This is a genomic window from Streptococcus parasanguinis, assembly GCF_001074805.1.
Lineage (GTDB): Bacteria > Bacillota > Bacilli > Lactobacillales > Streptococcaceae > Streptococcus > Streptococcus parasanguinis_A.
Window position 1 is genome coordinate 1 of the sequence record NZ_JUPI01000062.1, and the last position, 11,212, is coordinate 11,212.

The following is an 11,212-nucleotide window of genomic DNA, read 5'->3' on the forward strand; positions in this document are numbered from 1 at the left end:
CTGTGCGGAGGTGGGACGACGAAATCGAATTCTAACGAATGACCGATTTCTGTCCCACTCTCATTTCTGTTTATTTGTGATCGTCCTACTTTGATTCTTCATTTCGTCTCAGACTAAAGTGGTCTGGCAGAGGGTCTGGTCCCGCTTGGGTACCAGGATGGCATCGCAAGATTCTCGTAACCCCCATCAAGACACCTTTCACACCAAAGCGTTCAATCGCTTGGATCATATAATTAGAACAGGTCGGTTGAAAGCGACAAGAAGGCGGAAATAGGGGAGAGATCCATTTTTGATAGCCTCTGACCATGGCAATCAGAATTGTTTTCATGCTTTTTTAGATTTAGTCACTGCTAGATTGTGCAGCTGGCTGATTTCTTTTTTGTTCAAGCGACGGTATTCACCCGGACGTAGTCCTGAGACATCCAAATTCCCAAACTGGGTCCGGGAGAGTTTGTCCACTAAAAGTCCTACAGCTTCAAACATCTTTTTGACCTGGTGGTTGCGCCCTTCATGAATGGTCAACTGAACCACTGAACGGTTCTTTTCAACATCCACTTTTAAGATCTCGTAAGTCGCTGGCTTGGTTTTCTTCCCATCAATGGTCACCCCTCGTGTCAAGGGACGCAAATTTTCCTTATTGGCAATCCCTTTGACACGCGCCACATAGACCTTATCAATCTCATTCCGTGGGTGAATCATCTCATCTGTAAAATCACCATCATTGGTCAAAATCAAGACACCAGATGTATCCCAGTCCAAACGTCCCACCGGGTAGATACGCTCTGGCACTTGAGATAAAAGGTCAACGACTGTTGTCCGCCCTTTATCATCCGATACACTAGAGATGACACCACGTGGCTTATTTAAAAGATAGTAGACTTTTTCTTCGTTGTAGATTGGAGTGCCTTCAACTTCAACCTGATCACCGGTCTTAATAATGGTCGCTAATTCACGCACAACTTGACCATTTACTGTCACCAAGCCTTGCTTGATCAGTTCTTCGGCCTTGCGACGACTAGCCACGCCTGCATGAGCAATATATTTGTTAATTCTCATCTAGTTCCTCTGTTCTCTCTGAAAATAATTGACCTTCCTCTGGATCAATGTCCACTTCCTCAACCTTTGGTAATTCCTCCAAATGATTGATCCCCATATAATCCAAAAAATACTCCGTCGTGACATACAAATTGGGACGCCCGAGGACTTCTTTTTTCCCATCCTCTCGGATCAGATCAAATGACAGTAGTTTGGTAATGGCACCGCTGGAATTGACACCCCGAATATCATCGACCTCCACACGGGTGATCGGTTGCTTATAAGCAATAATTGATAAGGTTTCGAGGGCAGCCCGAGACAAACTTTGGTTCATGGGCGTTCTAGAATAGTCTCGTAAAACCGAAGCGTAGTCTGCCTTTGTCACCAATTTATAACGGGAAGCTGTCTCCATCAAACACAGACTGGTATCTGTGTCCTCCTGGTATTTTTGGCTTAATTTTTCTAAACTTTGCACCACACCTGTCGGAGGTAAAGAGAGAAGGTCTGCGATTTGTCTGGCAGTAATTCCTTCTTCACCCGCTACAAATAAGAGTGCTTCAATTTCAGCTAATTTGCTCATGTTCAATCCTATTTAAGTAAATTTCTCCAAAAGCCCTATCCTGGATCACCGTTACTTCTTGAATCTTGATCAATTCAAGGGTTGCAAGAAATAAAGTAATGACCTCTTGGAGATCCGTTGCTTCTAGAAACAAGTCCTGCAAGAGAACTTGTGAGCGATCGTGGAATCGGTGACGCAGCTGGTCCATCAGATCCTCAATCTTGTATTCATCCTTTACAATGGTTGTATGGTTCTGGCGGAATTCTTCTTTTTTCTTGGTCAATAGTTTTGAGAAAGCCAAGAAGAGATCCACCGTGGTGCGATCATGAAGTAATTCGGTATCGTCATAAATCAATTCCATCTTTGGTTTTGAATAATAGAGGGCGCGCTCCTCGTGCTGTGAGGCCATCAACTCTCCTAATTGCTTGTAAGTACGGTACTCTTCCAATTGAGAAAGGAGGTCCTGCTCGAGATCCTCTGCTTCATCCATCTCCTCTGCAACCTTAGGAAGAAGTCTTCGACTCTTGATCAAGGTTAGTTGACTAGCCATCAGCATGTATTCTCCTGCTACCTCTAGTTTCATAGCCTGGAGGGTCGCCAGATAAGCCAGATACTGTTCGATCACCTCAATCAAGGGGACCTCATAAATATCCATCTGGTATTTAGAGACCAAGTGGAGCAAGAGGTCCAAAGGCCCTTCAAAATCTTTAATTTTAATATCCATTATTTATATTTTTCTAATGTCACCATGGTTTTTAGGCCCAATTCACGCGCAATACTAAAAAGATCCACACCGAGTTCACGTTGTTTCAAAATATATTGCTCACGAATCGATTGTGCCGAAAGGTCTTGATTCCCTTTTTCGATCAAGAAGGCTTCTAATTGTCGAAATCCCCACTGACGGGAGTATGATTTTCCCTTATTATCAAAGAGATAGACACCATCGAGGAAGAGTTGCAACTCATCCAGTAACAGCTCTGGAACTTTTAAAACCCGTTTTTGGCCATCTTTGCCCACTCGAATGACATGAAAGTCCAGCTGAATATCTTCGACCTTGACTTGGAGGATCTCACTTGGCAACAAGCCCATCTCCAGAATCAACAAGGCCATCAAGCGTCCCTGAGGGTTGGTTGATTCTTCCCAAAAATGGGTCAGATCCAACAATTCCCGATCATGGGTCTTGGCCGGTTGTATTTTAGGCAATACCAAACGATGGTATTCAGAAATAAAGCGTTCTTGATACAAATAATATAAAAATTGGTTGACGGCAGATAATTTTCGTTTTTGAACCGCCGGTTTAAAATCTTTAATCGAAGCTTGGTAAATTCTCAAATTCGTCTGCGTCACTTTCCCATGGATCGACTCAATAAACTGGTCCAAATCATAGAAATAGGCGGACTGAGAATTTTCACTTAATTCTTTTTGATCAATAAAACTTGCAATAAATTCTTTCATTTTGGAATCATCTCGTATTCATTTGAAAAATCATGCATGAGCGAATTGATGGCTTTAAGAATCGATTTCCGTGTAATAATCCCTTGGAAATAGCCTTCTTCATCCACCACCGAAAGGAAGGAGTCATCCACCAACTTGTGCAGGACTTCTGTCAAATTGAAGTCTAAGCCGATGACCCCGACCTCTTTTTTTGCAACGTCTACGATATCCATCGAGGCAAAAGTCTCCTCAGGAATCTCATGTTTCAATTGATAAGATAGAATATCCGTTAGGGAGATCGTCCCCACAAACTTGCGTTCATCCGTCACTACCGGAATACGACTATAGCTAATCTGGCTCAACAACAAGACAGCATGGTCTACATTGTGGTTATCAATCAAGACCGCTAAATTTTTGGCTGGAGTTAAGAACGTCTCTTCCTGCGCCAGCAAGAAACGTTCAAATTCCTTTGCTATCATCTGCTAAACTCCTTTGTCAATTCAGGATACAACTCATGATCTCGCGTATAATACTCTACCTTGTAATTAGAATCATCTATCTCAATTTTAGCATAGAGACACTCTCGAATCAGACCGCGTGGCTGACTGATCGATCCAGGATTCACAAAGAGGGTTCTTCCTTCCTTCCAAGCATCTGGGATATGAAGGTGGCCGTAAAGACAGATATCTGCTTCTTCCTCTTGGGCCCACAGATCCAATTTTTGAAAACTAAAATTGATCTGGAAGAGATGCCCATGGGTCTGGATGATTCGTGTTGGCCCTAGTTGGGTCACTAAGCGTTCTGGATAGCCCTCATAAAAATCCATGTTTCCTTGGACAACGTGGATCCCTTCCCAGACAGGATCGTCACTTTTTAGTTCAGAATCCCCATTGTGAAAGATCCCATCGACCTGGCCTAGGTATTTTTCTTTAATAGCTTCAACAATGGAGCGGTCTCCATGCGAGTCACTCATAACGATGATTGTTTGCTTTGCCATGATGGAAATACCTCCAATAACTTTTTAACAGCTAAAGCACGATGCGATTGTGTATTTTTTTCTTCAAGTGTTAATTCAGCGGCAGCACGGCCCGTTTCCCCAACTAAGAAGAGTGGATCATAGCCAAACCCGTTTTCACCCTTAGGTTCAAAATTAATATACCCTGGCCAATCAGCTTCAACCACCAAGCTTTCCTTGCCTGGCCTTGCAACCACCAAGGTCGTATGGAACTGGGCTGAACGGTCTTTCAAGTCAAAAACCATAGCCAATTCGTGCAACAATTTCGCATTGTTTTCCGCATCTGTCGCACCAACTCCCGCAAAGCGAGCTGACCAAACTCCTGGTAAGCCTCCTAAGATATCTACCTTCAAACCTGAATCATCCGCTAAGACTGTTTTCCCAGTTAGCTCTGCGATGGTTTCAGCTTTTAGCCGAGCATTCTCTTCAAAGGTCATCCCTGTTTCTTCGACTTCTGGAAGCTCTGGGTATTGATTGAGATTTTCTACTTCAAAGCCCAGCTTTTCAAACATATTACGGAATTCTTTGGTTTTTCCCTCATTTCGAGTCGCAATAAGAATCGTATCTTTGACCTTGTCTTGACCCAAGAAGGCTTCCAAATCTACCCCATCACTTGGCAAATGCAAATAGAGTAATTTCCCTTTTTCAACCAAGAGTAAGGCTCCTTGACGCTGGATAATTTCAAAAGATCTTCCCTTGACTTCATTCAAGATTTCCGTCAAAAAGGTTAGGAAACGAAAGGCTGATCCATAGCGCATCACCGATAGATTGAGAGGAAATCCTTCAGGATCCTTGGCAAAGAGAAGTTCCAGCTGGTCTAACAGAGTGGAGGCTTCCGCAGGCACTTGACTAAATTGGTTGTAGTCTGCATCTTCTCCCCATTGGGCAATATACCAATCTTGGGAATCTTTGTATTCAAATAGTTTGTCACTCATAAATTTACGTGCTCCACATTCACTGAACGTTCTAGCCATTTTTCGGCAATCGCTGCAAAGCTATTGGCATTTGCAGTGGTATAAAAGCGGTGGGTCTGCTCTAAGAGTTCGCGGCTCTTATTGAGCTCAAAATAGTTTAATAAAACGGAAATATCCCGAACACACTCTGCCCCACTATCAATCAATTTGACATCCGGTCCCATCACATTTTGAATAATCGGTTTTAATAGGGGATAATGGGTACATCCCAAGACTAAGGTATCAACCTTTCCAACTAGTGGTTTTAGGGTTTCGTAAACCACCTTTTTGGTCACACTGGATGCCAACTCGTTGGATTCCACTAAAGGAACAAACTTGGGACAAGCTAAACTGGTGACTTTCATATCTGGTGCCAGAATTTGAATCTTCTCTTTATAAATTCCAGAAGAAACCGTCATCGGTGTCCCAATCACCCCAATTTTTTGATGGGTCGTTGATTTAATGGCTGCAGAAGCTCCAGGCAAAATCACTCCCAAAACAGGAATATCAAGTTTTTCCTTGACTTCTTCCCAAACCACTGCCGTCGCTGTATTACAAGCTAAAACAATCATCTTGACATTTTTGGTCAGAAGGAAGTTCACCATCTGCCAAGTATACTCGCGAATTTGGTCTGCTGGTCTAGGACCATAAGGTGCACGCGCTGAATCTCCAATATAGACGACATCTTCGTGAGGAAGCTGACGGAGCAATTCGCGGACAACAGTCAGGCCCCCTACTCCAGAATCTAAAAAACCAATCGGTCGGTTATCCATATCTCTTCCTTCCAAAAGAAGGGACTAAGAAATTCCTCCAAGCCCCTCTCATTTATTATCGTGAGATTGCCCCACTCTTATTTTTTCTTGTTTTTCGCCATTGCTGATTTTTGTTGGGTCATAATTTGGCGATAGACTTGTTGAACTTTTGCTTCGCTTGGACGTTGGCCACTCGCACCTAAAAGTGTGCGGACTGCTTCAACATTCAAACGTGGGTTTGATGCAAATTCTTTTTCAAATTGACGACGAAGCAAGAACATTCCTGCAACCATCCCACCAAAGAAAGCTAAAATAATCAACAAAATTCCTAAAAAGAGATTCATACAATTTTCTCCGATCCATTATTTTTACATAACTATCATTATATCAGACAATCGCTTATTTTTCAATGTCAAAGCCGTAGAGTGTCGCAAGATAATCTTCTGGTTTTTCTGCTCGACGAATCAAACGGGCCTGCCCATCTTCTTGAAGCAAAACTTCTGCAGAACGCAATTTAGCATTGTACTGATACCCCATTGAAAATCCATGGGCTCCGGTGTCATGGATCACGAGCAAATCTCCAATCTCCGTCACTGGTAGTTCTCGTTGTTTAGCAAATTTATCGTTATTTTCACAGAGACTTCCCACAACATCGACCACTTCAGTCGGTCCATCTGGACGATCCATATTGGTAATATGGTGATAAGCACCGTACATAGCCGGTCTAAGAAGGTTCACAGCTGAAGCATCGACACCCACATAGGTCCGGTAGGTTTTCTTTTTATGCGTCACTCTGGTTACCAAAAGACCGTGTGAAGCTAGCATAAAGCGACCAAGTTCGGTATAGATTTTCACATGGCCAAGTCCTGCCGGTTTGAGAATCTCATCAAAAACGCGGTGCACGCCTTCCCCAATAATGGCAATATCATTTGGTTCTTGCTCTGGCTTGTAATTGACCCCAACTCCACCAGAGAGGTTGATAAAGCCCAAATGGACACCTGTTTTCTCGACGACTTCCACTGCCAATTCAAAAAGTTGACGCGCTAGCTCTGGATAGTAATCGTTGAATACTGTATTAGAAGCTAACAAGGCGTGAATGCCAAACTCTTCCACACCCAGTTCTTTCAACTCGATAAAGGCTTGGATCAATTGCTCCTTGGTCATGCCAAACTTGGCTTCTTCCGGATTGTCCATAATATCAGTTCCCAGTTCAAAGACTCCACCAGGATTATAGCGACATGAAATGACCTTGGGAATGCTGGTCACAGACTTCAAGAAAGCAATGTCTTCATAAGCATCCAGATTGATGGTTGCCCCTAATTCACGAGCATAGATGAACTCTTCAGCTGGCGTGTTGTTAGAAGAAAACATGATCTCTTGTCCACTAAAGCCAAGTTTATCTGCCATTAACAATTCGACGTAGCTGGCAGTATCAACTCCACAGCCCTCTTCTTGCAAAATTTTTAGGATCGATGGGTTCGGAGTCGCCTTGATGGCAAAGTATTCTTTAAATCCTTCATTCCAAGCAAAAGCTCGATGGAGGGCACGAGCCGTTTCACGAATTCCTGCTTCATCATAGAGATGAAAAGGGGTAGGAAATTCTTGGGTCAGGCTTTCTAATTGTTCACGGGTTACAAAAGGTGTTTTCATAAGTACTCATTTCTATTCTGTAATCACTATAAGTATAGCACAAGTCGGAAGACAAAAAAAGCCGAGGCTATTGCCCCAGCTCAATCTCTCTTTGATTAGTCGTTTCTTCCGAAGATACGAAGAAGGCTGATAAAGAGGTTGATAAAGTCAAGATACAGTTCCAAAGCCATGGCCACTGCCCAACCTGTCGCAGGTTGACCATTGGTTTGATCATAGACATAGCGGATTTTTTGGTTATCCCAAGCTGTCAATCCCGCAAAGAGGAAGACAGAGATAATACTCAAGATATAATCCATGCCAGAACTTCTCAAGAACATGTTCACAACAGAAGCGATGATCACACCGATCAAGACTCCCATCAAGGCACGTCCCATTCCAGAAAGGTCTTTTTTCACGACGCGTCCGATAGCACCCATGACAATAAACATCAAGGCACTGACCAAGAAAGCCTTATAAACCGTCGCTTGCATATAGCGAGCAATGATAAAGCTCAACGTAAAGCCATTCAAAGCTGAGTAGATCAAGAAGATCGGAAGAGCAGACGGGCTATTTTTAACAGCCTTCCCACTGGCAACAAAGACCAAGATCAATTCTACAACAACTGCTGCGTAGTAAACCATTGGCGCTGTTGTCAAGATTTGAACGAAGAAGTCTTGAAAGACCGTCATCATCAGGCCAGACACAAGGGCTGAAATCCCAACACCAATTCCTACTAATGAATAGATTTTGTTATAAAAAGCATTCAATCCACTTTGTTCTTGGATTACTGAATCATTATACATATAAACAAGTTCCTTTCAAATTTGTTTACTATGATTTTAACATTTTTCGATGAAAAAATCTCCTTTTGGCCATCTTTTTACGCCAAGGTTCTGAAGCTTCCTTAACAGCCCAGTATTTATCCACCATGGTCACCACGAAGGATTCTTTGTAGCGAGGCGGAGCAAGGGTAGCCCCCCACATGTGTTTAATGATGATATCTTCTTCCTTAGCATTAAGATCTGTAATCTTTCGCGCATTTCTCACGGCAATGCGTGGATGAATCCAGGCGTGACTCTTGGTAAACTTGGTCTCGCGCCAATCATAGTAAAAGAGGTCATGCAAGAGGCCACCCCGAGCCGTACTTTTAGCATCCCAGCCTAATTTTTTAGCCAGTTTATAACTAGTATAGCTAACATGAATGGAATGCTCCAAACGATTGGAATGAATATGATGGGGGATGTCGGCTAATTTTTGAACCTTAGGGTGCTGGATCAACTGTCCCACATAGGTCATGTATTCTTTGTCTCGATGATATTGCATCAGATCACCACCTTTTCTTGATAGGCTCTCCCAATAAGATTTCCACCAATTTCTTTTTTCAACTTAAGTATACTGCTTTTTCTCAAAAATTCCTTAAATGAAACATCAAAATTCCAGCAGCTACTGCAACATTCAAACTCTCAGCTCGACCCGGCATGGTAATATGAACAAGCTGGTCGGCTCGTGTAGCCATTTCTGGACTGATGCCCTTGCCTTCATTGCCCATCACCAAAATAAATTGATCAATCTGAGGGAGCTGACGGTAATCGATGGAAGCTTCTGATAGCGTCGTTGCGAGGACCGCTAGATTGGATTGACTAGCTCGTTCAAACAGTTCTTCTCGGTCCCATTTCCAGATAGGAAGATGGAAATGACTGCCCTGCATGGATCGAAGAGTCTTGAGACTATAGAGATCTGCGGATGCTTTCGAAAGCATGACACCATCAAAGCCGGCTGCATCTGCTGTTCGAATCATGGTTCCCACATTACCTGGATCTTGGACATCCTCCAAATAGAGGTAACGACCTTGTAACTGATCTGGAAGTTCTGGCTGCTCTAGAAGAATCTCTGCGACAATTCCTTGAGGGGTCTTCGAATCAGCCAAGAGACTCAAGATCTCCGAAGTCACGACAGTGACGTTTTGGATATTCTCTACCCGGTCTAAATAGGCTTCTAAAACAAAGACCTGACGAATCTCCGCCTGATTTTCTACTGCCTCTTCAAAGAGATGCCAACCTTCAATGAGATAGGAATCTGTCCGATATTTTTTTTGATGTAATTTTTTAGCATTTTTGATTACATTATTGGATTTAGACGTTATAATATTCATAGACCTATTATAGCACAAAGAAAAAGAAGAAATCATGCCTCAGATAGATTTCTTCGAGTCAAGGAGGATGCACATGCAAAAGGTAAAAATGATTGCCCAAGGACGGGTTCAAGGAGTTGGTTTTCGCTGGGGAGTCTGCAGTCTTGCTTTAGAGATCGGTGGGATTACTGGCCGTGTCTGGAACAATGACGATGGGACGGTTGGTATTCTAGCTCAGGCAGAGTCTAGCAGTCAAATGGCCAAATTCATCCAAGAAATACGCAAAGGTCCTACGCCGTTTGCGCATGTGACTTATTTGGATGTTACGCTAGCAAACTTTGAAAACTATAAGGACTTCAAAATTTCAAATTAAGACTAGAGAACTATTGTGTATTTTCAAAAAAAACAGTAGAATAGAAAGGTAACATTTTAAAAAAGAAGGAACAATTTGTGAAAAAAAATAAACTTGCATTATTGGCATCGATGGGACTAGCTTCGCTCGTCTTCTTATCAGGATGCGTGAGTGTCGATCGGAAAACTGGAAATCCAACTGGATTGATCTGGAATCTTCTTGGCCGTCCAATGGGCGAAGCCATCAAATTCTTTGCTAATAACCTTGGCTTGGGCTTTGGGATCGGGATTATTATCGTCACCTTGATCGTGCGTTTAATCATCCTGCCACTTGGTTTGTACCAATCATGGAAGGCAACCTACCAATCTGAAAAGATGAACTACTTAAAACCCATCCTTGGCCCAATCCAAGAGCGCATGAAAAACGCTAGCACACAAGAAGAAAAGCTATTGGCACAACAAGAATTAATGGCTGCTCAACGTGAAAATGGGGTTAGCATGTTTGGTGGAGTTGGGTGTTTACCACTCTTGATCCAAATGCCATTCTTCTCTGCCCTCTTCTTTGCAGCTCAGCACACCAAAGGGGTAGCAGAAAGTAGTTTCCTTGGTATTGCTCTTGGGAAACCAAGCTTGCTCTTGACGGCTATCGTAGCGGTTCTCTACTATATCCAAAGTATGCTCTCTCTTCATGGGATTGAAGATGAAACCCAAAAGGAAAGTATGCGTAAAGCATCACTGATGAGCCCGATTATGATCGGTGTCTTCTCATTGATCTCTTCAGCCGGAGTGACTCTTTACTGGGTAGTCGGTGGGGTGATCCAAATTATCCAACAATTTGTCATCAACTACTTGATTCGTCCAAATCTTCGCAAGCGGGTCGCTGAGGAATACAAAAACAATCCTCCAAAAGCGACTAGTCACCGTGTGAAAAAAGACGTTACACCAACTGCAACGACACAAATTCAACACAAACCAAAAAACAACCGCAATGCAGGAAAACAACGCAATAGAAAGTAGTACAAACTTCTAAATTCTAGCGGAATTACTGAAGCACCTGAACCCTCTAGTTCAGGTGTTTTTTTAATCCCTTTCAATCAATCAACGAAAAATTTACACCCTCACAAGGGGATTAATAGCACAAAAAGCAAGCCCTCTTTGAGTGCTTGCTTTAAGACCGTTTTTACCTAGGTAATGTTAAAAAAATGATATAAACTATTAGGTTCATAGAGCAGATACCGAAACTTTCCGCCGTGAGAAAAGTGCCTGAAACAATTATGTTTCAGGCACTAGGGGAGTTTTGAAACCTTAGGTTCAAAACTAAGTCATGGAACTTCGTAGAAGTTCGCTGACGTC

Annotated in this window: 16 protein-coding genes; 2 read left to right on the plus strand and 14 right to left on the minus strand. The window is 42.7% G+C overall.

Annotation, left to right across the window (positions count from 1 at the left end):
• Positions 1 to 85: 85 nt before the first annotated feature.
• From yidD to ADI76_RS04355, 14 genes are all read right to left on the minus strand, one after another.
• Entirely contained in the window at positions 86 to 328 is a 243-nt protein-coding gene (gene yidD / locus ADI76_RS04290) for a membrane protein insertion efficiency factor YidD (RefSeq protein WP_049514898.1), read from the minus strand.
• Positions 325 to 1,056 (minus strand): pseudouridine synthase, encoded by a 732-nt coding sequence (locus ADI76_RS04295; RefSeq protein WP_003005375.1) that lies wholly within the window; start codon positions 1,054 to 1,056, stop codon positions 325 to 327. Before ADI76_RS04295 ends, yidD begins: the two co-directional genes overlap by 4 nt.
• A complete protein-coding gene (scpB, locus tag ADI76_RS04300; protein WP_009731504.1) occupies positions 1,046 to 1,615 on the minus strand; it encodes an SMC-Scp complex subunit ScpB in 570 nt (189 codons plus the stop codon). The genes ADI76_RS04295 and scpB overlap by 11 nt, the downstream gene beginning before the upstream one ends.
• Positions 1,599 to 2,318: a segregation/condensation protein A gene (locus ADI76_RS04305; RefSeq protein ID WP_049514899.1), complete on the minus strand. Its 720-nt coding sequence runs from the start codon at positions 2,316 to 2,318 to the stop codon at positions 1,599 to 1,601. The genes scpB and ADI76_RS04305 overlap by 17 nt, the downstream gene beginning before the upstream one ends.
• Positions 2,318 to 3,049 (minus strand): site-specific tyrosine recombinase XerD, encoded by a 732-nt coding sequence (gene xerD, locus ADI76_RS04310; RefSeq protein ID WP_049514900.1) that lies wholly within the window; start codon positions 3,047 to 3,049, stop codon positions 2,318 to 2,320. Before xerD ends, ADI76_RS04305 begins: the two co-directional genes overlap by 1 nt.
• Positions 3,046 to 3,507, minus strand: a complete 462-nt coding sequence (gene cbpB / locus ADI76_RS04315; RefSeq protein ID WP_045759761.1) for a cyclic-di-AMP-binding protein CbpB — start codon at positions 3,505 to 3,507, stop codon at positions 3,046 to 3,048. Before cbpB ends, xerD begins: the two co-directional genes overlap by 4 nt.
• Positions 3,504 to 4,025, minus strand: coding sequence for a metallophosphoesterase (locus tag ADI76_RS04320; protein ID WP_049514901.1), 522 nt, complete (start codon positions 4,023 to 4,025; stop codon positions 3,504 to 3,506). The genes cbpB and ADI76_RS04320 overlap by 4 nt, the downstream gene beginning before the upstream one ends.
• On the minus strand, positions 3,998 to 4,978 hold the full coding sequence (locus ADI76_RS04325; RefSeq protein ID WP_049514902.1) for a nucleoside-triphosphate diphosphatase: 981 nt from the start codon (positions 4,976 to 4,978) through the stop codon (positions 3,998 to 4,000). Before ADI76_RS04325 ends, ADI76_RS04320 begins: the two co-directional genes overlap by 28 nt.
• Positions 4,975 to 5,769, minus strand: coding sequence for a glutamate racemase (racE, locus tag ADI76_RS04330; protein ID WP_049514903.1), 795 nt, complete (start codon positions 5,767 to 5,769; stop codon positions 4,975 to 4,977). Before racE ends, ADI76_RS04325 begins: the two co-directional genes overlap by 4 nt.
• Positions 5,770 to 5,846: 77 nt before the next feature.
• A complete protein-coding gene (locus ADI76_RS04335) occupies positions 5,847 to 6,092 on the minus strand; it encodes a YneF family protein (protein WP_049514904.1) in 246 nt (81 codons plus the stop codon).
• A 55-nt stretch (positions 6,093 to 6,147) separates the two neighbouring features.
• Complete coding sequence (locus ADI76_RS04340; RefSeq protein WP_049514905.1) at positions 6,148 to 7,398, minus strand: diaminopimelate decarboxylase; 1,251 nt, start codon at positions 7,396 to 7,398, stop codon at positions 6,148 to 6,150.
• A 95-nt stretch (positions 7,399 to 7,493) separates the two neighbouring features.
• Positions 7,494 to 8,180: a Bax inhibitor-1/YccA family protein gene (locus ADI76_RS04345; protein ID WP_003008369.1), complete on the minus strand. Its 687-nt coding sequence runs from the start codon at positions 8,178 to 8,180 to the stop codon at positions 7,494 to 7,496.
• 28 nt (positions 8,181 to 8,208) lie between these two features.
• On the minus strand, positions 8,209 to 8,700 hold the full coding sequence (locus ADI76_RS04350) for an HDIG domain-containing metalloprotein (RefSeq protein ID WP_049514906.1): 492 nt from the start codon (positions 8,698 to 8,700) through the stop codon (positions 8,209 to 8,211).
• A gap of 82 nt (positions 8,701 to 8,782) precedes the next feature.
• Entirely contained in the window at positions 8,783 to 9,529 is a 747-nt protein-coding gene (locus ADI76_RS04355; protein ID WP_049514907.1) for a TrmH family RNA methyltransferase, read from the minus strand.
• Positions 9,530 to 9,602: 73 nt separating this feature from the next.
• Here ADI76_RS04355 and ADI76_RS04360 point away from each other — a divergent pair, with 73 nt between their 5' ends.
• The gene (locus ADI76_RS04360; protein ID WP_041818353.1) at positions 9,603 to 9,881 is read left to right on the plus strand and encodes an acylphosphatase; all 279 of its coding nucleotides are present in this window, start codon (positions 9,603 to 9,605) and stop codon (positions 9,879 to 9,881) included.
• Positions 9,882 to 9,958: 77 nt separating this feature from the next.
• The gene (gene yidC / locus ADI76_RS04365; protein ID WP_013904026.1) at positions 9,959 to 10,876 is read left to right on the plus strand and encodes a membrane protein insertase YidC; all 918 of its coding nucleotides are present in this window, start codon (positions 9,959 to 9,961) and stop codon (positions 10,874 to 10,876) included.
• Positions 10,877 to 11,212 lie beyond the last annotated feature (336 nt).